The organism is Nocardia sp. NPDC052566 (assembly GCF_044547285.1).
Classification (GTDB): Bacteria; Actinomycetota; Actinomycetes; order Mycobacteriales; family Mycobacteriaceae; genus Nocardia.
In genome coordinates, this window is record NZ_JBIUAF010000001.1 from 483,059 (window position 1) to 503,952 (window position 20,894).

16 protein-coding genes are annotated in these 20,894 nt (G+C 69.7%); 12 read left to right on the forward strand and 4 right to left on the reverse strand.

The features are described from left to right. Positions 1-72 precede the first annotated feature (72 nt). From ACIG5A_RS02160 to ACIG5A_RS02180, 5 genes are all read left to right on the forward strand, one after another. Positions 73-2,145, forward strand: a complete 2,073-nt coding sequence (locus tag ACIG5A_RS02160; protein ID WP_397236741.1) for a heavy metal translocating P-type ATPase — start codon at positions 73-75, stop codon at positions 2,143-2,145. A gap of 61 nt (positions 2,146-2,206) precedes the next feature. Next, positions 2,207-2,572 carry a hypothetical protein gene (locus ACIG5A_RS02165; RefSeq protein WP_397236743.1) on the forward strand — a complete coding sequence of 122 codons (366 nt, stop codon included), beginning with the start codon at positions 2,207-2,209 and terminating at the stop codon, positions 2,570-2,572. 67 nt (positions 2,573-2,639) lie between these two features. Next, positions 2,640-3,338 carry a response regulator gene (locus ACIG5A_RS02170; RefSeq protein ID WP_397236745.1) on the forward strand — a complete coding sequence of 233 codons (699 nt, stop codon included), beginning with the start codon at positions 2,640-2,642 and terminating at the stop codon, positions 3,336-3,338. A gap of 2 nt (positions 3,339-3,340) precedes the next feature. Continuing rightward, positions 3,341-4,372: an ATP-binding protein gene (locus ACIG5A_RS02175; protein WP_397238778.1), complete on the forward strand. Its 1,032-nt coding sequence runs from the start codon at positions 3,341-3,343 to the stop codon at positions 4,370-4,372. Between the two features lie 287 nt (positions 4,373-4,659). Further along, positions 4,660-6,819 (forward strand): DUF4153 domain-containing protein, encoded by a 2,160-nt coding sequence (locus ACIG5A_RS02180; protein WP_397236747.1) that lies wholly within the window; start codon positions 4,660-4,662, stop codon positions 6,817-6,819. A gap of 165 nt (positions 6,820-6,984) precedes the next feature. On the opposite strand, the gene ACIG5A_RS02185 is transcribed toward ACIG5A_RS02180, so the two are convergent. Continuing rightward, positions 6,985-7,764, reverse strand: a complete 780-nt coding sequence (locus tag ACIG5A_RS02185) for a glutamate racemase (RefSeq protein ID WP_397236749.1) — start codon at positions 7,762-7,764, stop codon at positions 6,985-6,987. A gap of 192 nt (positions 7,765-7,956) precedes the next feature. Here ACIG5A_RS02185 and ACIG5A_RS02190 point away from each other — a divergent pair, with 192 nt between their 5' ends. Both ACIG5A_RS02190 and ACIG5A_RS02195 read left to right on the forward strand, forming a co-directional pair. After that, positions 7,957-9,606: a DUF885 family protein gene (locus ACIG5A_RS02190; RefSeq protein ID WP_397236751.1), complete on the forward strand. Its 1,650-nt coding sequence runs from the start codon at positions 7,957-7,959 to the stop codon at positions 9,604-9,606. A 9-nt stretch (positions 9,607-9,615) separates the two neighbouring features. Further along, complete coding sequence (locus ACIG5A_RS02195) at positions 9,616-10,410, forward strand: alpha/beta hydrolase family protein (RefSeq protein WP_397236753.1); 795 nt, start codon at positions 9,616-9,618, stop codon at positions 10,408-10,410. Here the strand turns inward: ACIG5A_RS02195 and ACIG5A_RS02200 are convergent. Beyond that, positions 10,357-11,205 (reverse strand): alpha/beta fold hydrolase, encoded by an 849-nt coding sequence (locus tag ACIG5A_RS02200; RefSeq protein ID WP_397236755.1) that lies wholly within the window; start codon positions 11,203-11,205, stop codon positions 10,357-10,359. The genes ACIG5A_RS02195 and ACIG5A_RS02200 overlap by 54 nt on opposite strands. Positions 11,206-11,466: 261 nt before the next feature. Between ACIG5A_RS02200 and ACIG5A_RS02205 the strand changes: the two genes are divergently transcribed. Continuing rightward, positions 11,467-11,904 (forward strand): hypothetical protein, encoded by a 438-nt coding sequence (locus ACIG5A_RS02205; RefSeq protein WP_397236757.1) that lies wholly within the window; start codon positions 11,467-11,469, stop codon positions 11,902-11,904. 25 nt (positions 11,905-11,929) lie between these two features. On the opposite strand, the gene ACIG5A_RS02210 is transcribed toward ACIG5A_RS02205, so the two are convergent. After that, positions 11,930-12,589, reverse strand: a complete 660-nt coding sequence (locus ACIG5A_RS02210) for an SRPBCC family protein (RefSeq protein WP_397236759.1) — start codon at positions 12,587-12,589, stop codon at positions 11,930-11,932. Positions 12,590-12,738: 149 nt separating this feature from the next. Between ACIG5A_RS02210 and ACIG5A_RS02215 the strand changes: the two genes are divergently transcribed. From ACIG5A_RS02215 to ACIG5A_RS02230, 4 genes are all read left to right on the forward strand, one after another. Beyond that, on the forward strand, positions 12,739-13,383 hold the full coding sequence (locus ACIG5A_RS02215) for a TetR/AcrR family transcriptional regulator (protein ID WP_397236761.1): 645 nt from the start codon (positions 12,739-12,741) through the stop codon (positions 13,381-13,383). A gap of 115 nt (positions 13,384-13,498) precedes the next feature. Further along, entirely contained in the window at positions 13,499-14,686 is a 1,188-nt protein-coding gene (locus ACIG5A_RS02220; RefSeq protein ID WP_397236763.1) for a hypothetical protein, read from the forward strand. Beyond that, positions 14,683-16,572, forward strand: coding sequence for a serine/threonine-protein kinase (locus ACIG5A_RS02225; protein ID WP_397236765.1), 1,890 nt, complete (start codon positions 14,683-14,685; stop codon positions 16,570-16,572). Before ACIG5A_RS02220 ends, ACIG5A_RS02225 begins: the two co-directional genes overlap by 4 nt. Further along, positions 16,569-18,413 (forward strand): serine/threonine-protein kinase, encoded by a 1,845-nt coding sequence (locus ACIG5A_RS02230; RefSeq protein ID WP_397236767.1) that lies wholly within the window; start codon positions 16,569-16,571, stop codon positions 18,411-18,413. Before ACIG5A_RS02225 ends, ACIG5A_RS02230 begins: the two co-directional genes overlap by 4 nt. Positions 18,414-18,813: 400 nt before the next feature. Here ACIG5A_RS02230 and ACIG5A_RS02235 read toward each other — a convergent pair whose 3' ends face one another. Then, a complete protein-coding gene (locus ACIG5A_RS02235; protein ID WP_397236769.1) occupies positions 18,814-20,808 on the reverse strand; it encodes a hypothetical protein in 1,995 nt (664 codons plus the stop codon). Between the last annotated feature and the right edge of the window lie 86 nt (positions 20,809-20,894).

The following is a 20,894-nucleotide window of genomic DNA, read 5'->3' on the forward strand; positions in this document are numbered from 1 at the left end:
GGTATGTCGGGTTGTGTCCGGCGTTAGGCAACAAGCTATGCACATATAGCGATCTATGCATATAATCGCCTCATGGGAAACAACGAGGGACGAGCGGAAGACCACGGCCACGGTCTGTTCGGCGAGCGCGCCGAGCTGATCTTCGCGATCGCCTCCGGCGTGACCTACGCGGGCGGCATGACGGCGAAATACCTGTTCGACGCCCCGCAATGGCTGACGATGACGCTGTTCGCCGCCACCTACTTCTTCGGCGGCTTCTTCACCATCCGCACCGCGATCGCCACCGTGCGCCGCGGGCGCTTCGAGGTCGACTTCCTGATGCTGGTCGCCGCGGTCGGCGCCGCCGCGGTCGGCAAGTGGGCCGAGGGCTCGGTGCTGCTGTTCCTGTTCAGCCTCGGTCACGCGCTGGAGGAGTACGCGATGGGCCGGGCGAAGCGGTCGATCGAGGCGCTGGCCGAGCTGGCGCCGCGGACCGCGCTGGTGCGCCGTGGCGATCGGGCGGCTGCCTCCGGCTCCGCTGGCGCTCCGCTCCGGCCCGGCGCGGAGCGGCCTCCGGCCACTGTCGACGAGGTCGACGTGGACGAGCTCGCGATCGGCGACGTGATCGTGGTGCTGCCGAATTCGCGGCTCGCCGCCGACGGCATCGTGGTCGACGGCGTCAGCAGCGTGGACGAGTCCTCGGTGACCGGTGAGAGCATCCCGGTCGAGAAGAGCCCGAGCGCCGATCCGGCGGCCGCGGTCGCGCGCTGCGCGCCGATCCCGGAGCAGCATCGGATCTTCGCAGGCACCATGAACGGCTCCGGCGCGATGGATGTCATGGTGACCAGTCGTGCGCAGGACAGCATGCTGTCGCGGGTCATCACGATGGTGCGCGAGGCCGATACGCAGAAGTCGCCGACCCAGCGGTTCATCGATCGTTTCCAGATCTTCTACGTGCCCGCGGTGCTCATCGGTGTGGCTGCCGTGCTCGCCTTCGGTGTGCTCGCGCTGAACGAACCCTTCGCCGACAGCTTCTACCGGTCGATGGTGGTGCTGGTCGCCGCGAGCCCGTGCGCGCTCGCCATCGCCACCCCGAGCGCCGTGCTCGCCGGTATCGCACGCGCCGCACAGGCCGGTGTGCTCGCCAAGGGCGGCGGCCCGCTGGAGACGCTGGGCCGGGTGCGGTCGATGGCCTTCGACAAGACCGGCACGCTCACCTGGGGGCAGCCGCGCGTCACCGATATCGTCCCGGTCGACGCCGGGGTGCGCGCGGAGCTGATCGAGACGCTGTACGCGGTCGAGTCCTACAGCGATCACCCGCTCGCCACCGCCATCACCCGCGATCTGGCGCCGCTCGTCGCGGTCGAGCGGGCCGCGACCTCGGTGAATTCGGTGACGGGGCGCGGTATTACGGCCATCGTCGACGGTCATATCGTCGAGGTGGGCAACCGGACGATGTTCTTCGAGCTCGATCCGGGCGGCCTGCCCACCGAGATCATCCGGGCCGCCGACGAACTGCACGAGCGGGGCCGCACCACCATGATCGTGCGCCGCTCCGGCAGCTACCTCGGCGTCGTCGGCGTGCTCGACACCCCGCGCGCCGAGGCGGCGCCGGTCGTCGAACGGTTACGCGCACTGGGTATTTCGGAGATCGTGCTGATCTCCGGTGACAACCAGCGGGTCGCGGACGCCGTCGCGAGCGAGATGGGACTCGACGCCGCGCACGGCGGACTGCTGCCCGAGGACAAGGTCACCATGATCGGCAAGCTCGGCGGCCGCGGTGGCACCGCGATGGTGGGCGATGGCGTCAACGACGCGCCCGCGATGGTCAACGCGTCGGTCGGCATCGCGATGGGCGCGGGCGGTTCCGCGGTCGCGCTGGAAACCGCCGACGTCGCGCTGATGGTCGACGATATCGGCAGGCTGCCGTTCGCGGTCGCGCTGAGCAGGCGCACCGCGCGCATCATCCGGCAGAACCTGGCCTTCTCGCTGCTCATCGTCGCCGCGCTGGTGCCGGCCACGCTGATCGGCCTGCCGATCGGGCCCGCCGTGTTCATCCACGAGGGCTCCACGCTGCTCGTCGTCGCCAATGCGTTGCGGCTGCTGCGCTTCGCGCGCGGTGCGGAGCACGAGGGGATCGAGCACGAGCCGCGCCCAACGGCCTGAGATCGGACTATTGTGCGATTCGTGGCGGGATGTGTGAGTCCCGCCACGGAGAGTGGACGTGATGGAGCGACCGGAGCGCGCGGCGCGAGAACCGCTGCGGCTGTTCGAGAAACGCGCCACCGTGCTCGTGATCCGGTTGCTCGTCGTCGGGGGCGCGGTGCTCAGCTGCGGGATGCTCGGCTGGGTTCCGTTCGCCGCGCTCGTCGTGATGACAGGGCGTCTTCGGGATGGGGCGCTCGCGGTGGCGGTGTGCGCGCTGGATATCGGTGCGATCGCGGTGATCGCGGGCGACGCGGAGGGGACCTGGAAGGGCGACCTCGGATTGCTTGTCCTGCTCGCCACGATGGTGGCGGGTTCGGCGTACTACCTTGTCGTCGACGCCGAACGGCGCGCGGTGCGCGAGCGTACGCCGGAGCAACCGGGCTGAGGCAGCACACGAAATCTCCACATTTGGTCACCCTTCTCTCCACAGCGGGTCGCTAGGGTTCCCAGTCATGGAACAGAGCGGAGCGGCCGGGCCGACAGCGCGGCGGATTCTCGTGGTGGACGACGAGGTCACCATCGCGGAATCGGTCGCGGCCCGGCTGCGTGCCGAAGGGTTCACCGTCGACCTGGCGCACGACGGGCCCGGTGCGGTCGCCGCGGCCGCGACACTGCAACCCGACCTGGTCGTGCTCGATGTGATGCTGCCCGGCTTCGACGGGCTCGAGGTGTGCAGGCGCATCCAGGCCGAGCGCCCGGTGCCGGTGCTGATGCTCACCGCGCGCACCGACGAAACCGATCAGCTCATCGGGCTCGGCGTCGGCGCCGACGACTACCTCACCAAACCGTTCTCGCTACGCGTGCTGACCGCGCGCGTGCACGCACTGCTACGGCGGGTCGAGCGGGCCGCCGACCGCGGCGGCGCCACCATCATCGTCGGTGACCTACGCATCGACGTCGATGAGCGCCGCGTCTGGCGCGGCGAGGTCGAGGCGCAGTTGACGCCGCTCGAATTCGAACTGCTCGCCCGCCTGGCCAGGCGCCCGCGTGTAGTGCTGGCCCGCGAACGGCTGCTCGAAGAGGTCTGGGATTGGTCCGACGCCGCGGGCACCCGCGCCGTCGACAGCCATATCAAGGCATTGCGCCGCAAGCTCGGCGCCGACCTGATCCGCACCGTGCACGGCGTCGGGTACGCGCTGGAGGCCAGGTGACGATGCCGGTGAAGCTGCGCGCGGTCAGCGACTGGGTCGCCGAAACCTTGCCGCGCCCTTTGGATCCGGTGCGATCCATCAAACTCAAACTCGCCATTCTGATGATCTGCTCCGGCGGGCTCGCCTTCGGGTTCTTCCGCTGGAAGATCGGCTGGCTGCCGCCGAAGACAACACTCGCCGCCATAATGATCGCGCTGGTCGCCTCCCAGTTCCTGGCGCACGGCATCACCAGGCCGCTGCGCGAGATGACCGCCGCCGCAAAGCGAATGGCGCACGGCGACTACACCCGCAGGGTGCGGGCCAGCTCCCGCGACGAGGTCGGGCAGCTCGCGGAGGCGTTCAATCAGATGGCCGCCGACCTGGCCGCCGCCGATCAGCAGCGCCGCGATCTGATCGCGAACGTCTCCCATGAGCTGCGCACCCCGATCACCGCGTTGAACGCGGTGCTGGAGAATCTCGTCGACGGTGTGTCCGAACCCGATCCGAAGACGCTGCGCACCGCGCTGGCCCAGACCGAACGGCTCAGCCTGCTCGTCTCCGAACTGCTCGACCTGTCGAGCATCGAAGCGGGCGCGCTGCCGCTCGATCGCGAAACGCTGCCCGTCGCACCGCTGTTGGCGGAGGTCGTCGCCGAGGCCGAGGTGATGGCGGCGGCGCTCGGGCGCGGCGTGCGGTTCCGCACCGAGGTGCGTCCCGAGACCGCGACCGTCTACGCCGATCGTGGCCGCCTGCACCAGGTGCTGCTGAATCTGCTGGACAACGCGGCGCGGCACGGCCCGGCGGGCGGCCAGGTCAGCATCACCGCCCGCGCCGTCGACGGCGCGCTGGCGATCGACGTCCAGGACGAGGGGCCGGGCATTCCGCCCGGCGAACGCGCCCGTGTCTTCGACCGTTTCACCCGCGGCGGCCGCACCGACGGCGGCGGCACCGGCCTCGGGCTCGCCATCTCCCGGTGGGTCGTCGACCTGCACGGCGGCACCATCGCCGTCGCCGACCCCGGCTCCCGTATCCACCTGGTCCTCCCGGATCACTGACCGACCCACCAACTCACCCAACACTTCTCACCACCCGGGCCGCCACCGCGACCCGGCGCGATCCCGCACACCATCGGAGGGGACACATGTCAGACCAACCCGAGAACCCGACGCCCTCGGGCTCTCCCGAGTCGACGGCTGAGTCAGGAGCGAACGACACGGACACCTCGAAATCGAATCCCGTTGTCGCGCAGGAAGCTCCGGCTGCCGAGTCGTCATCGGACAGAGCCGCGCCCCGGCCCGATGCGGCTGTCTCGCCCACCGCGAGAACGGCCGCAGCGTCGGACGTGTCGTCGAACACTGTCGCAGCAGGCGATTCGATCGCCGAAGGGGCCGCAAGAGTCGCAGCCGACTCCGCTCTGCTCGGCGCGCCGGACGCGAATGCGAGCACCGCGGTGCCTGCGACGGCTGCCGCGACCGAAATAGGCACCGACGCTGCGGCTTCGGCGGATGTACCGGCGGAATCCACGCCCGGGGCGCGCGGGCTCACCGACCGCATGGGGCCGGATGGTGCCGAAGGAGATGTGGCGGGTGCGAAGTCAGGGCCATCGGCCGATGGCCCTGCCGACGCGAAAACCATTGGCGCGGCTGCCGATGCCGAGGGGAGCACGGCGGAGATGGCCGATTCGGAGCTGTGGGGTGCGGCGTGGGAAGGGGTTTCGCCGTCGCCGCTGGGGAAGGATGAGCGGGGTCGGCCGAGATATGTCGCGCCGCCGGGGATGGTGTTCGCGCCGGGGGGAGTGCCCCATGTCGTCATGCCGCCACCGAGGTGGCGGCGGGTGTCGTCGCCGCCAGGGCTGGTGACCGCGGCGGCCGTCGCGGGAGTCGGTGCGGCGGTACTGGTTCCGTTGGATCGGCCCGGAATCGGGTGGGTGCTGGCGGGCGCGGTGGCGGCCGGTGCGGTGTACACGGTCGATCGGCGCGCACGGCGTTCGGCGGGCACTGCCGAGGAGAGCTCGGTTTCGGTGGGTGGCGAAGGCTTCGGCTCGCGCGGTGACGGGAAGGACGGCGCAGTCGACGCGGCGGAGGGGACCGCGCCGACGACCGCACTCGTCTCCGACGCGCCGGGACACGCAGGGCCCGAGCCGGTTCCGGATGCGGCGGAACAGATCGGGCCCGCATCCGTGGGAAGCGCGTCGACGGCGGATCGCGTGGTCGCCGCTGCCACGGAGGTGAAAGAGGCCGATGGACAGCGCGATACGGCGGCGCAATGGGCCCCCGAGAGCTCGGCGCTCGACTGGGGGCGGATGTGGTGGACCGCGGCGGCGCTCGGGCTGCTCGCCGTCGGCACGTTCCGTGCGGCGGGATGGTTGTTCGTCCTGTGCGTACTCGGCGCCTGTGCCGCGGGATCGCTTGCGGTAGTCGGCAAACGGTCGTCTTCCGGGACGCTCTTCGATGTGGTCGCGGTGCCGTTGGCGGCGGTCGCGGCGATTCCGTGGGTGTACGCGCGGTTGGATCGTATACGCGATGGCGCCAGCACGCGGAACTGGCGGCTGGGGACGTCGGTGGTCGCCACCGTCGTGCTGCTGGCGATTTTCGTGCCGCTGCTCAGCAGCGCCGACGCCACGTTCGCGTCGCTGCTCGACGGGTTGACACCGCGGGTCGACGGCGGGTCGGTGTTCCAGTGGATCTTCTTGTTCACGGTGTTCGCGCTGGGCAGCTTCGGCGCGATGTACGTGCTCGCGGGCCCGCCCCCCGCGGCTTCCGCTGCGATGCAACGGGTTCCGGGTCGTTCGCTGCGCCGGGCGGAGTGGGCGCTGCCGGTGGGCGCGCTGACGGTGTTGTTCGCGGTATTCGTCGGTGCGCAGTTCGTCGCCCTGTTCGGTGGCGACGGGTACGTGCAGCGGACCGCGGGCCTCACCTACGCCGAGTACGCGCGCAGCGGTTTCTGGCAGCTGGCCGCGGTCACCGTGCTCACACTGGCCGTGATCGTCATCGTTCTGCGCTGGGCCGCACAGGATTCCGCGGTCGATCGGCTGTGGCTGCGCGTGCTGCTGTGCGCGGTGAGCGCGCTCGGCCTGATCATCGTCGCCTCCGCCCTCGGCCGCATGTGGACCTATCAGCAGGCGTACGGCTTCACCGTGCTCCGTCTGCTCGTCGAGACCTGCGAACTCTGGCTCGGCCTGGTCTACCTGCTGGTGATCGCGGCCAGCCTGCGCCTGCGCCGCGCCTGGCTGGCCCGCGCCACCATCGGCACCGCCATCGCGACCCTGCTCGCGCTCGCCGTGCTCAACCCCGAAGCGCTGATCGCGGACAAGAACATCGACCGCGCCGAACACGGAAAGCGCCTGGACACCGACTATCTGACCACCCTGTCCCCCGATGTCCTGCCCGCACTCGAGCGCCTGCCCGAACCGCTGCGCACCACCGTCCTGATCGAATTCCGCGACAAGGTAGGCCACGACACCTGGCAGAGCTGGAACCTCTCCCGAGCCAACGCCCGCTAGCGCCGCACGCCCAGCAAGCTGCTGAGATGAGCCGGATCCGTCGAGCGCAGTCGAATGGCCCGCAATTGCGGTGTGTCGCAGGGCCATTCGACTGCGCTCGGCGAAACGCCGGACCTCGGTGCGCACCACGTTCGCGCCCGATGCGTGGTGCGCACTCGTTCCGGGTCAGACCGTGTGCAGGTCCAGGGTGATGCCGAGGCGGGTGAGCATGGCGCGGAATTCGGCGGCGGGGTAGCGGTCGGTCTCGGTGACCAGGCCGAGCACCGTGCCCGTGCCGGGAACCGACAGTGGGCGAAGCTGTTCCACCACGCCCTCGATCGGGTCGAACAGCTGGAGTTCGGGGCGCGCGGTCGCGAAATAGTCGCGCAGCCATGGCAGGTGGGTGCTCGACAGGGTCAGTGCTGCCACCTTCGGATAGGTACCGAGCAGGTCGTCGAGGAATTCGGCCACCGCAGCGGTGGTGTGTTCGCGCCGGAACAGGAAGTCGCCGTTCTCCACGAGTTCCACGAGCGCGGAGGCGTTCACCGCGTGCACCCGGTCGGCCGCCGCCCCGGCCTCGGCCCGCACGAACGCCGCCAATTCCGCGCTCCGCACGAGCGATTGCACCCCGAGCACCGCCACCTCGCCCGCCACCGCGAGCGCCTCGCGCACCGGCGGGCGCACCCCGAACAGCGGCACCGGGCTGCGCACCTCGTCGAGGATGGTCACCGACGGCGCGTTGGATGCCAACAGGATCGCGCTCGGCTCGTAGCCGGCCAGCAGTGACACCGCGCCGTCCACGGCGGCCAGCAGCTCGGCTTTGCTCTTCGCCCCGTACGGGAAGCTCGCGCGGTCCGCCAGATACACGATGTCGCGGTCGGGCAGCATGCGGTGCAACAGCTCCACCGCGCAGTAGCTGCCGAGTCCCGCGTCGAAGACCGCAATAGGCCGATGTACCGAAATCACCCGATGGATCATGCCTCAGCTGGCGGGAGGCGCCGATCAGCAGGGCGAGGTCGAGCTGACGCCCGAGGAGCGCTGGGCGATCAAGGACCCGCTGACCAAGCTCGCCGATCTCGGTCTGGGGCGCTGAGTCGCATCCGACCGCGCCGATCGGTTCGACTGCGCGACGCGGTCGCCGAAATGTACTGTGCGACCATGAGTCTGGAGACATTGGCGGAGGAGTTCTGGACTTGGCGCACCGCCACCGCGCCGGACTCCACCGATGATCTGCCCCGGTGTGAACGCCCGCGGGGCTGGCTGCCGGATTGGTCGCCCGCCGCGATCGCCGCGCGCGCCAAGGTGCTCGCCGAATTCACCGCGGCGCACAGCGCACTCGACCTGTCGGGTGCCACGGTGGACGTTCAGGTCGACGGCAGGCTGCTCGGTTGCGCACTTGCCAGGGTGCACTGGGAGCTGGAGCTGATCCGGGCCTGGCAGCGCAATCCCGCGTTCTACCTCGACCAGAGCCTCGGCCCGCTCTACGTGATCCTGCTCGCCCCACCGCCGTTCGACGCCGCGCGGGCCGCGACGGTCATCGCGCTGCTGCGCCACGTTCCGGTCGTGCTCGCACAGGCCAGGGAGAACCTCGGCGATCACGCCGGTGCCGCGTTCGCGCGCGGCGCGCTGCGGGTGCTGTCCGAGGCGGACGGTTCACTCGACATCGCGATGACCGCCCTGCGCCCGTTCCTGCCGGAGCCCTGCGCCGCCGAACTACCCGAGGCCACCAGGATCGCCTCGGAAGCCGTTACCGCATACCAGGAGTGGCTCACCGAGCGACTGCCGTCCTGGGGCGAGATAGACCCCGTCGGGCCGCGGGCGCTGGACTACTTCCTGCATCGGGTCGCGCTGCTGCCCTACACCGCAACGCAATTGCGGGAGATGGGCGGACAGGAGTGGCGCCGTGCCATCGCCACCGAGGTCACGTTGCGCACGCGGTATCGTGACGCACCCGAACCGCCACTGCCCGCGGGTATCGAGGAGTTCGTGGCCGAACAGGCCGCCGCGGAGGCGGCCGTGCGGGAGTTCGCCGAGCAGTGCGGCCTGCTGAGTCAGCCGGATACCCTGCGGCGCTACCGGTACGCGGCCATGCCGCCCTATCTCGACCCGCTCAGCTGGCTCGGCGTCTGCGACGACCTGACTGGTCCGTCCCGCAGGGACGACGACGCCTACCGCTATGTCCGTGCGCCGCACCGTGATCTGCCCTACTTCGAGCGGGCCGCCGCCTTCGATCCGCGCACTCAGGTCGTGCACGAGGGCGTGCACGCGCAGCAGCTCGCGATCGGCTGGCAGCACGACAACCCCGCGCGCCGCCGGTTCTACGATTCGGCGCCGAACGAGGGGATCGCCTTCTACTACGAGGAATTGACGCTGCTCGCCGGACTGTTCGACGAGGCGCCGGCCAGCGCGATCTTCATCGCCAACGCGATGCGGTTGCGCGCCTTGCGCGTCGAAGTGGATCTGGCGCTGGCGATGGGCGAGCTCACCCTGGAGCAGGCCGCCGACCGACTGGCGGTGGCCGTGCCGATGGACCGGGAAACCGCGGGGGAGGAGGCGGTGTTCTTCGCCGGATTCCCGGGTCAGGCGCTGAGCTACCAGATCGGCAAGCTGCAGGTCCAGGATTTCCTCGCCGCCGCACACCACACGCTCGGCGACCGGTTCGATCTGCGGCAGTTCCATGATCGGCTCTGGCGCGAGGGCAATGTGCCGCTGGCGCTGCAGCGCTGGGAGCTGCTCGGCCTGCGCGATCAGCTCGACGCGGCCGACCGGCTGGCCGAAGGCGCCACGCCGAGCCCGCCGTCGCTCTAGCATCCGGGTATGGACCCGATCACTGGAACCGCGGCGGGCGTGCCGTTCACGGCGCTGCCGCCCGCCGATCCGAACGGCGCGCGGCTGCTGGTGGGGTGGCACATGCTCGACGCACCGCGCTCGAACGCCGCCTTCGCGGCCGCGCTGCCGATGCACGGGATACCGGCCTGGCGGGTGTATCTCGGCATGCCGATGTGCGGGGCGCGGATGGTCGACGGCACGATGGCCGCCGTTTTCGCCCGCGCCGAACAGGATGCGCTCCGGTCGTACGTCGCCATGATGGTCGACACGGCGGCCGACGAGTTCCCGCCCGCGCTGGCCGCGTTGCGCGACCAGCTTCCGATCGGCGACGGGCCCGTCGACCTGTTCGGCGGTTCGATGGGCGGCGCGGTCACCCTGATGACGCTGGCGCGCGCTGAAATCCCGGTGCGCAGAGCGGCATTGGTGAACCCGGCGATCCGTGCGCGCACCGTGATCGCCCTCATCGAGGAGTTCACCGGCCCTTACCCGTGGGACGGCGAGACCGAGGCACTCGCCGACCGTCTGGATTTCGTCGCCAGGGCCGCCGAAATCGCCGGGCGCGCACCACTACTCATTCTCAGCGGCGAGCTCGACGAGCCCGGGATGCGGGCCGATGCCCAGGATCTGATGTCGGCCTTGCGAACACGCGACGCCACCGCCGAACTCACCACCGTCCCCGAGCTCGCGCATCCGCTCGCCGACGAACCGGGAATCGAACCGGCGCCGCAGCTACCGGTCGCCAAGTCCGTCGACGACCTGCTGACCGCCTGGTTCACCGCGTAGCGCGATGACCCCTGCGAGGTGCGCCCGGATCTCGCAGCTGACCAGATCGGGGGCCTCCAGCATCGGGACATGTCCGACGCCGGGCAGTGGCACCACGCGCACGGTGTCCGGCAACCGATCCAGGATCTCGCGCACGGTCGGCGCGTGGCTCGGGTACGGGTCGAACTCCGAGAGCAGCAGCGAGGTCGGCGCCCGCACCTGATCGATGTCGATGACGAGACCGTCGATGAGAAAGGCCACGCTCGACGGTATATAGGTGGGGCACAACGAGATCGCACGCATCATGTTCATCGCGTCGGCCGGATGCACGGCGCCGGGATCCCGGCTGCTTGTGGCGAGCACCCGCCGCTGGAATCGCGGGTGCCCGGCCGCGCGGTCGCCGAGTATCCGCGTCGCGAGCCCGACCGGATATCGCCGCACGAACTCCATGGCGAGCCGAAACCCGCTGCGGTCGAACCGTTTCGCACCGACACCACCGTTGATGGCCACGAGCGAACGCGCACGGCCGCGGCGTTCGAGCGCGAACCCGACCTGCCCGCCCAGCGCATTGCCGACGATATGGCAGCTGCCCCACTCGAGCGCGTCGAGCTCCCGCTCGACCCCGTCGGCCATCCCGGACACCCCCGCCGCGCGCCACCGCAGCCTGCTCCCGCCCCAATGCCCCGGCATCGTCAAGGCCACCACGTCGTATTCGGCCGCCAGTGCCTTGAACACCCCGCGCCACACATGATGCGACAGCGTGAACCCGTGCAACAACAGCACCGGCTCACCGCTGCCCGCCCGCACGAACGACATCGGACCCCCAAATCCCTTGCGGCCGTTGCACCTCTCGCGATCAAGATCGAGAATACGGCGCCTTTCCGGTCCGCGGGTCCGTTGTTCCCGATGATCACTCGACCAGAACACCCTCCGGCGGTAGGGCCCGTTCGATACCCTGAGTGCTGGAACGGCTCCCGCTTCGCATCGGTGCGATGTCGTCGAGTTCCCTTTCGTGCCGTATCCGGCAGACCGGTCGTGCGGTGCGTGAATGTCGTTATGCGGGAAGGATTTCGGCTGATGACGGTGCGACGGATGGTGGCGGGGGTCATGGTCTCGGTGGGGATGGGGGCGCTGGTGTGCGGTGCGACACCGGCGCAGGCGGATCCACTACCGCAGTGGTCGCCGTTCGGCACGACGCTCTACACCTTCGGCAATGCGAATTTCTGTGCCGGAACCATCGGCGTGGCATTGGAAGCCGCGCCCCGTCTGCCCGGCCATGTGCTGGCCCATGTGACGCCGCTCGGCTATCAGCGCGGCCCGTGCGGCAATCACGTGATGCTGGGCTGGGTGGGTTCGGCGGGCGCCCGATCCCAGGACGTCTACGTGCACACCAACGCCACACCGGGTGACACCGTTACCGTCGACCTGTGGATCGGCATGGGCCCGGCCAAGGTCATGGCCGACACCTGGCCCATCCAGGGCCCGTTCACGGAGTGGTATCTCTACGTGCCCTAGCTGCGCGTAACAGCCACCGGCGCACTCACTTCGCGGCGCCGGTGGCAGCGGCGTCGAGGTCGTTCAACCACGCTTCGAGGCCCATGCCGAGGAATGCGGTGGAGGTGGCCACGTCGGCCTCGACCTGCGCGCCGCTCCAGTTCTCCTCCGTGCGCACCAGCACGCCGCCGTCGGCCTCGGTGAAAGTCCAGACGTGGACGCCGTTCTCGATGCGCAGGCCGTCGCCGATCGCGGGCCCGCTCCAGCGCAGGCACGAATCGGGTCGCACCTGTTGGACGGTGGAGGTGATGGTGAGCGTGGTGGCCGGTGTCGTTGCGGTGGCGGGCACGGGCGTCGTCCACTGGAACGGCGAGCTCGCGCGCAGCGGTCCCTGATCCAGGCGCTTCATGCTGGTGACGGCCTGCTGCCAGGACGGCCAGCGCTCCACGTCGGTTTGCAGTCCCCAGATGGTGCGCAGCGGCGCCTTGATGAATTTCTCGGTCCGGTAATGGATTCGGGCCGCGCCGTCGATACCGGCTCCGTCGCAGGTCAGTGCCGCGGGACTCGCCTGCGCCGCGGTCGTGGCTGCCTGGCCGGTCTCGCCGCTGCCCGAGTCGCTGCCGCACGCGGTGACGGTGCTCAAAGCGACCGCGGCGGCGAGCGGAAGTACGAATCGTGCGGTGCGGCGGAGGTTCTGGGTGGACATGTCGCTCTCCTCGTTCAAGGTCTGATCTAGCGGCTCTCGATTTACTTAGAGGCTATAAACGAATGAGCTGAGTGTCAATCGAGAATCTGAGTGGTCGTCGAGATAGTGATAGGCTCTAATCGATCGACGACGCGAGGAGGCGGTAGACGATGGCAGCCGGTGGGACGGGTTCGCGCGAGCGCTATCGAGCCCAGGTCCGCGCGGAGATCAAGCAGCACGCGTGGGAGCAGATCGCCACCGCGGGCGTTCCCGCGCTGTCGCTCAACGCGATCGCCAAGCGCGTCGGCATGAGCGGTCCCGCCCTGTACTGGTATTTCGCCAGCCGCGACGACCTGATCACCGAACTCATCCGCGACGCCTACCGCAGCCTCGCCGACGCCGTCCGCGCGGCATTCGACGCGGGCGCCGACGTGGCGGGCCTGGCGCACACCATTCGGGACTGGGCACTGGCCGACCCGCAGCGCTACTTCCTGATCTACGGCACGCCCGTCCCCGGCTACCACGCCCCCGCGGATACCACCGCGATCTCCTCCGAGATCATGACGGTGCTCATCGAAGCCTGTGCCGCGCTACCGCCGAGCAAGTCGGCGACACCGTTCGACACCCATCTCGAGAGCCATCGCGACTGGGCCGAAGGCCACTCGGTACCCGCCGCGGCGCTGCACCGCGCCGTGTCCTTCTGGACCCGGGTGCACGGCGTCCTCTCGCTCGAACTCGCCGGCCATTTCACCGGAATGGGATTCGATCCCGCCCTGCTGTTCGCCGACGAGGTGAACGGCCTCGTGAAGCGCTGATCGAACGAGCGCGCCACCGCGATGCTAGGTTGTTCGCGGCCGGGTCGACTCCGGTTCTGGTAGGCGATTTTTCGGCGGCTCACCGAAATTGCGGGGGTGGGTCGGGGGGAGGGACATGCGGGTTTCGTTGCGTGCGGCGGTCGTGGGCGCCGTCGGTCTCGTGTTGCTCGGCGCGCTGGCCGGATGCGGTGAAAGTGCTGGTGCTGTAGGCGATTACGGTTCCTATTCGCCGGAGCGCGCCGACGGTCACTACGACGATCGGCCGAGCAGGTCCCGGGGCAGGCTGGTGGAATCGCTGCGGCTCGGCGAGCATGTGGTGCTCGGTGGTGAGCTCGACGCCGAGCTGTCGGTCGGTCGGGGTGGCGGTGTACTGATCGATGAGTCGGGCAAGGTGAACGACCTGCTGTCGGGGCCGCAGCAGGCGGTGCTCGAGCGCTACCAGGTGGTCGCCGGATTCAGCGCACTCGCCGCGAACAAGCCCTACAGCGTTGCCGCCCAACCGCAGAAGTTCCTCTCCGTAGCGCTGATCGCCTTCCCCGACGAGCAGACCGCCGCCGCCGCGGCGGCACGGGATATGGAGAACGCCGATTTCACGGTGAATCCGGATAACGTGCCCGTGGCCGTGGAGGCTTACCCGGCGTCGATCAGCCACTGGCGTCCCGGCGTTGCGACACTGGGCAGTTGGCTCACCTGGAAATCGTTGGTGATCAGGGTGCTCGCGGAGCTACCCGAGGCGGACCTCGCCAAGCTGACCGATGTGGTGGCCCGCACCTACCAGCGGCAGCTGGCGCAGCTCGAGGCGTACCGCCCGACGCCGCCGAGCGAACTGCCCACTCTGACAATGGATCCGGACCGGCTGCTGCCGCGCTTGGTGAAGACCGGCGACTACACGCCGAGCGGTCGTGAGTTCGCGGTGTACGGCGCGCACGCGTTCGCGGCGGGAATGCGGAGTCCCGCGGCGGATTTCGACGCCGGTAAGGCGCAGGGGCTTCGGTCCGTCGGCATCGCGCACAACAAGAACATCTATCGACTGCGTGATGCCGCCGCGGCGTCGGCATACGCCGCCTACCTCGCCGGGCCGCGTGCCGGTGCCGAATACCGGCCGATCAGGGGAGTTTCGGGACTGCCGTCGGTAACCTGCTCGCAGGCGGCGCAGCCGAGCGCGCAGACGCTGAAGGCCAGCCGATTCCGGTGTTTCGTCGTGCGTGACGAACTGGTCGCCGAGGTGTTCAGCAACGAGGAGATCGACGTGCGCCGGTTGGCGGCGGCTCAGTACGCGGTGATGGGGGATGAGCGGCGATGAAGAATCTGACTTCGGACGATCCGCGCCTGCTCGGGCGCAATCGCCTGATCGCCGTGATCGGCCGCGGCGGCATGGGACGAGTCCTGTTGGGCCGCACACCGTCCGGGCGCCTGGTCGCGGTCAAACAGATCCACCGCCAGTTCGCCGGTGACCCGGAGTTCCTGGCCCGCTTCCAGCGTGAGGTGGCGGCGAGTCGGCAGGTCACCGGCGCGTATACCGCCGCGGTGGTGGACAGCGATATCGAGTCCGAGAACCCTTGGCTGGCCACCGAATACATTCCGGGACCGGATCTGAAGTCGGTGGTCGACGACACCGGCCCGATGCCGTTGGGCGGACTGCGGCTGCTGGCGATCGGCCTGGCATCGGCGCTGGTGGAGATCCACCGTGCGGGGCTCGTGCACCGCGATCTGAAGCCGGCCAATGTGCTGCTGACCCCGCAGGGGCCGCGCGTCATCGACTTCGGCATCGCACGGGCATCGAATGGCGAGGGGCAGTTGACCGCCACCAACTCGATGATCGGCTCGCCCGCCTACATGTCGCCCGAACAGGCGCAGGGGCAGGAGCTCACGCCCGCCTCGGATGTGTTCGCGGTCGGGGCCATCCTGGTCATGGCCGCCACCGGGGCCGGTCCGTGGAGCGGCGCGTCGACTCCCCAAATCCTCTACGGCATCATGCATTCGACGCCGGATACCAGTCGGGTGCCCGCGCCACTGCGCGATCTGGTCGACGCGTGCCTGGCCAAAGATCCCGCCGAGCGGCCCACGGCGGCGCAACTGCGCGAGGCGGCCGACGCGATCGGCGCCGCCTCGGGCTGGTCCGGCGCGGTACTGGACCGCATCGCGGCGCATCAGGCCGACGCCGAATGGTGGGTCGAGTCGGCGGCCAAGCAGGAGCGACTTCGAGAATCACTGGAGGGCATACGCTTTCGCCGCCGTCGGCTGATCAGGTTCGCGGCGGCCGCCCTGGCCGCGGTACTCGTCGTCGGCGGAGCTGGCGCGGCGGCGGCGCGGTGGGCGCAGCTGGACGGGACGCCGGAACCCGTGCGCGACCCGTCGCTCGCGCTGACCGCCACGGAGCTTCGCCTGGTCGACACGTGCGCGCTGCTCGACACCGAGGTCGCGGGCAAACTCGGCGCCCGGGTGTCCCCGCCGAAGTCGGGTGGTGCGGTCAGTTGCGCCACCACGGTCACCGACCGCTCCGGCAAGAAGGTGACCTACACGCTGTCCGTCGGTGAGCTGTCGGTCAAGAGCACGACCTGGCTCATGTCCCCGAATGGCGAATTCGTCGGCTGGACACCGATTCTCGCGGGCCCGGGCTCGACGAAATACGGCTATATCTGCGATCGGGCGGTGGTGACCCAGGGTCGCGCGGAGATGGTCGTCAACATGAAGGCACAGGGGAGTGAAGGCATCGAGGGCTGCCCGCTCGCCGAGCGGGCGCTGAAGGCGGTGCTGCAGCGGCTCACCGTGTATGTCCCGCTGGTGCGGGCGCCGCGCGAATCGGTGCTGCGCGTCGATCCCTGCGCGGTGCTGGACTTCCAGCTCGGGCTCGATATCGCCGGAGATCCCGCGGCGCGCGGCGTGGGCGCCCACTGGTGCGGCATCAAGGGCGACACCGCCGCCATCGACGTGAATCTGGGCGAGGGCACGCGTCCGGACAAGGGCAAAGCCGAACGCGTGCAGTTGGGTGATCGCACCGTGTATGTCGGCGGATACCAGACCGACAGGGGCGACACCTGCCGGGCGGAATATATGGTGCGCCCCACCACCGGTGATCTCGCCGAGGTGGTCTCGATCTCGGTCAGCGGCCCGCACGCCGCGTCGGACACCTGCGCGGCCGCCAAACGGATCATCGCGGACGTGATTCCCCGGCTGCCCCGGTCATGACGATCCAGCCACTCGCACCCGGCGATCCGGCGGCCATCGGGCGGTATCGCCTGCTCGGCGTGCTCGGCGCCGGCGGGATGGGGCGCGTTCTGCTCGGTCTCGGTCCGGACGGTCGTTTCGTCGCCATCAAACAGGTGCATCCCCATCTGCTCGACGAGACGGAGTACCGGGTTCGGTTCCGCCGCGAGGTTTCCGCCAGCACCCGCGGTTCGGGCGCCTTCACCGCACCGGTGATCGACTTCGATCTCGATACCGCGGCGCCGTGGCTGGCGTCGATCTTCGTGGTCGGCATCCCCTTGGACAGCGCCGTCGCGCGGTTCGGCCCACTGCCCGTGCCCGCGGTACGCATGCTCACCGTCGGCCTCGCCTCGGCGCTCGCCGACATCCACCGGACCGGCCTGGTCCACCGAGATCTCAAGCCCGCCAACGTCATGCTGGCCGCCGACGGACCGCGGGTGATCGATTTCGGCATCGCGAAGCTGACCGACAATCCGAACGGATTGACCCAAACCGGTTCGATACTCGGCTCGCCGGCGTACATGTCCCCGGAACAGGCTCAGGGTGAAGCGATTACGCCGGCCAGCGATGTGTACGCGCTCGGCTCGCTGCTGGTGATGGCGGCCACCGGAACGAATCCCTTCGCCGCGGACTCGGTCGCGTACACGCTGTTCAACATCGTGCATACCGAGCCGGATCTGAGCGCGGTGCCACCCGAGCTGCGCGGGCTGATCGCGGCCTGCCTGCACAAGGATCCGCACGCGCGCCCGACGCCGGCGCAGCTGCTCGACATGGTGGGCCCGGTATCCGCATGGTCGGAGCCGTGGCCGCCGCCGATTCATCTCGCGATCACCGAGCAGAACCGCGAACTCGCCGCGCTCGTCGCCGATCCCGAAGCGACCGTGCGGATTCCGGGCGCGGGCCGATCCGCCGCCGGTGCGTCGCCTGCCCGCCGTTCCGGTTCGGCGCTCGCGCGGCGCGGCGGTCTCGCGGCCCTGCTCGTGCTGGTGCTGATCGCCGCCGGGTTCGCGTGGGTTCGCCTGAGCGGCGACGCCGCGACGTCGGCGATCGACCGCCCGACACTGGCCGAACTGCGGCAGACGGATGCGTGCGCGTGGGCGAAACAGGCGCTCGCCGATACGGTTTCGGCCGACGCCGAGTGGACCACCGACGAGCGCTGGCGCTGTGCCGTTCGCACGGGGGAGCAGCGGCTGACCATCGAGCCGGGTGCGCTGATCTCGCCGCTGAAGCTCACCGGTGCCACGATCGAGACACTGCCAGTACTCGGCGACACCACCGCCGAGTCCTGCGACCGCGGCATCGATTTCGCTGCGGCGCAACCATCCTGGGGCCTGCTGGTGACGGTCGGTAACAGCGGGCAGTGCGGCCTCGCCGAGCAGGTACTCACCCGCCTGGTCGTGGCCCGCGCCGCGCTGCCGCGCCGCGCCGACGCCGCCTCGCTGGCCGGAACGGACCCGTGCCTGCTCGTCACGCACGACGAGCTGAACGGCCTCATCGGTCCGCTCCCGGAAGCGCCCGCGGCGGTCAACGCCCACGGGTGCGAATGGCAGGGGTCGTCGACCGTCGATGTGAAGGTGCGCAGGCCAGAGGCCAAGGCGATACCGAAATTCCGTTTCGTCGAGCTCGACAACGGTGCGCGCGCATACGCCGACAACCCGAAGTCCGTCGGCACGACATGCACCCTGTACTACCCCTACCGCGATGTGCCGGGCGGCAAGGAAGTCGTCGAGGTCGTCGTCTCCGGTCAGAAGAACCAATACGACGCCTACTGCTCGACGGCGGAAGCGGTTCTGCGCGCAGCGATTCCCCGACTGCCCGCGTAACTGTCGCCAGTGGCCGGAGTCCGGCATCTCGAGTGGCGGAGAGGCAGTACAGAACCGCTTGCCCTACAACAGCTCTCGCCAGATGGCTAGCAACGGCCTCGGAGATGCGGGGCGACACAATCGGCTACGAGAAAGGCTCGGACGAGGCGGCGGCCGAGGTGATCTTGGGGCGTTGATCTTCAGCTGATCAGTGCTGGCCGCTCTGAAACGACCCGTAAGCGGCATGATCGGATACCTGCGTGCGAGATAGCCGGCACAGCTGGGTGAAGTTGTGACCGACGAGCCTGGGGTTCTGATGATCGTGCGCGTCCGCTCCGCCCTGAGCGCCCGTTGGCCTTGGCACCAGTCGCGACTTCGGTGGCAGATCGCGAGCCGTCCGGCTTCAAGGGGTCATTTGGTTTCAGTTGTTGACCTCGTAGAGTACCCGGCCGTCCGCCACGGGGGCGATCAGTCGGAAATGCTGGCTGTCGGCGCGGACTGAGTCGAGCAGTCGCGGCTCCGCGCTCGCGCCGCCGAGGATGACGTACCGCGCCTGGCCGGCCGCGAGTTGGGCGCGCAAGGCGGTGGCGTCCTGGGGCCATTGGAGGACCAGTAGGCGCCGCTGGAGCTGTTCGCCGATCAGGTTGTGCGCGTAGTCCATCGCTCCGCCGCTCCAGGCCCAGGCCACTGTCGAGCCGCGCGGCAGGCGCTCCAGGGCGGTGAAGTCGTGGTTGGGCACCAGTTCGCCGCTGCGGCCCTGGCCGGTGCGCATCAGCTGCACGGCCTGCGCGAAGCTCACGGTATTCACCTGGGTGCCCTGCTGCACCTGGTAGTAGGTCGGGTCTGTGGTCCACCACATCACCACAGCTACGGCGGCGGTGAGGGCAGGGGTGGCCAGCAGCATCGGCGCGGGCAGGCGGCGGGCGAGTCGGGTCAGGGCGACCGCGGCGAAGGCCGCCGCCAGTCCAGGCAGCACGATGTGCATGCGCAGGCGCCAGGAGGCCGGGCTCTCGATGATCCAGAGCAGCGCGAACACCACCAGGACGATCGCCTGGACCCAGCGTCCCCGGTCCTGGTAGCGCCCGGCGGTCACGATCAGGAAGCCGGCCGTCGCCGCGGGCACCAGCAGGGTGAGGAAGAGGAAGCCGAAACCGCCGGTCGGGGGCGAATAGCCGTAGTCGCGGTAGGTCTGCCGGGAGAGGTCGGTCCACCAGGACCGCAGCGCCTCGCCGAACGTTCCGCCGGGCACGCCGCGCAGCACCAGGGGCATAAAGCGGTCGTTGCCGAGCACGGCGTCCATCGTGCCGCGCCCAGGCAGGCCGAACATGCTCACCGGGTAGAACGGGCTGCCGTAGACCACGGCGGTGTGCACGTACCAGTAGCCGCCCAGGGCGAGCACAGGCAGCAGGTAGCAGAGCGCGATCCGCTTCAACGCGCTGGACTTGCAGGAGGACAGTTCTGCCGTGCCGAGCCGGTCGCGGTGGGCGCGGACGATCTGGAAGTAGCCGACCAGCACCAGCAGGGCGGCGAACAGCGCGGTGATCAGGTTGGAGCTCTTGACGCCGACCGCCAAACCCGTCGCCAGACCGCAGGCCGCCACGTGCGGGGGCAGTTGGGCGAACCCGGTCCCTTCCCGCCCGGCCACCCGCGGCATCGAGAGCGCGAACTGGAAGGCGGCCAGCGCGGTCGCCGCACAGGCCGTGTCCACCATGCCGGTGGCCGCCTGGAGGTAGGTGACCGGGGTGGCCAGCCACAGCAGGGCCGCCACCGTGGCCCAGTGGCGCCCGGCCCCGAAGTGGCGTGCGATCGCGGCCACGGCCAGCGCCCCCATGACGAAGAACGGCACGTGGGAGAGCCAGGTGTAGCGCATGGTGCCCAGGAACAGCCCGCTCCAGCAGGACAGTAGCCCCTGGTCGTCCGGGTAGGTGTCGGCGAAGATGTTCTGCGGACTGCCCATGATCCGTCCGGCCTGCACCCACACGTCGGGGCCGAGCCAGTGGTAGGCGAGAGAGTCGTAGTCCACCTTGGCCATCAGGTGCGCGCAGGCGGCCCGCCACGCGTACTGGGCGGCGACCAGGACGGCCAGTACCACCACGGCCGGATGCCGCCACAGCCGCAGGGCGGGCCGCAGCGCCCCCGCCACTGCCCGGAGCGAACGCACGCAGGCCGCCCTGCGGGGGCCGGCCGCCCACACCAGCTCGCCGACCGCAAGAACCAGCGAGCCGGCCGCGACCGGTACCGGGCGCAGGGCCGCCAAAAGGCCGCCGACCAGCAGCGTGACCGCTGCCGTCTGGGCTGCGCAGACCACCGCCCAGGCGGTCAGCACGTCCAACCCGCGCCGCAGGTCGAGGGCGGCGGCCGCGGCCCCCGACCCGATGATCGCGGCGAGAACCGCCGCCAGCCCCAACACCCACATGAGAGAACGCTCCTGAAAAGTCGACAGGGCCGGAAATCGATCCACGATCACCAAGGCGGGTGGGAAAGTCCCGCAGCCACGCGTAC

What these genes read in the sequence shown, in the direction of transcription:
- ACIG5A_RS02160 (WP_397236741.1), top strand. Translation starts at nt 73, where the DNA reads ATGGGAAACAACGAGGGACGAGCGGAAGACCACGGCCACGGTCTGTTC.
- ACIG5A_RS02200 (WP_397236755.1), bottom strand. Translation starts at nt 11,205, where the DNA reads ATGTCGTTCGTGCGGGCGGGCAGCGGTGAGCCGGTGCTGTTGTTGCAC.
- ACIG5A_RS02195 (WP_397236753.1), top strand. Translation starts at nt 9,616, where the DNA reads ATGGACCCGATCACTGGAACCGCGGCGGGCGTGCCGTTCACGGCGCTG.
- ACIG5A_RS02175 (WP_397238778.1), top strand. Translation starts at nt 3,341, where the DNA reads ATGCCGGTGAAGCTGCGCGCGGTCAGCGACTGGGTCGCCGAAACCTTG.
- ACIG5A_RS02220 (WP_397236763.1), top strand. Translation starts at nt 13,499, where the DNA reads ATGCGGGTTTCGTTGCGTGCGGCGGTCGTGGGCGCCGTCGGTCTCGTG.
- ACIG5A_RS02170 (WP_397236745.1), top strand. Translation starts at nt 2,640, where the DNA reads ATGGAACAGAGCGGAGCGGCCGGGCCGACAGCGCGGCGGATTCTCGTG.
- ACIG5A_RS02230 (WP_397236767.1), top strand. Translation starts at nt 16,569, where the DNA reads ATGACGATCCAGCCACTCGCACCCGGCGATCCGGCGGCCATCGGGCGG.
- ACIG5A_RS02210 (WP_397236759.1), bottom strand. Translation starts at nt 12,589, where the DNA reads ATGTCCACCCAGAACCTCCGCCGCACCGCACGATTCGTACTTCCGCTC.
- ACIG5A_RS02205 (WP_397236757.1), top strand. Translation starts at nt 11,467, where the DNA reads ATGACGGTGCGACGGATGGTGGCGGGGGTCATGGTCTCGGTGGGGATG.
- ACIG5A_RS02190 (WP_397236751.1), top strand. Translation starts at nt 7,957, where the DNA reads ATGAGTCTGGAGACATTGGCGGAGGAGTTCTGGACTTGGCGCACCGCC.
- ACIG5A_RS02165 (WP_397236743.1), top strand. Translation starts at nt 2,207, where the DNA reads ATGGAGCGACCGGAGCGCGCGGCGCGAGAACCGCTGCGGCTGTTCGAG.
- ACIG5A_RS02215 (WP_397236761.1), top strand. Translation starts at nt 12,739, where the DNA reads ATGGCAGCCGGTGGGACGGGTTCGCGCGAGCGCTATCGAGCCCAGGTC.
- ACIG5A_RS02225 (WP_397236765.1), top strand. Translation starts at nt 14,683, where the DNA reads ATGAAGAATCTGACTTCGGACGATCCGCGCCTGCTCGGGCGCAATCGC.
- ACIG5A_RS02235 (WP_397236769.1), bottom strand. Translation starts at nt 20,808, where the DNA reads ATGTGGGTGTTGGGGCTGGCGGCGGTTCTCGCCGCGATCATCGGGTCG.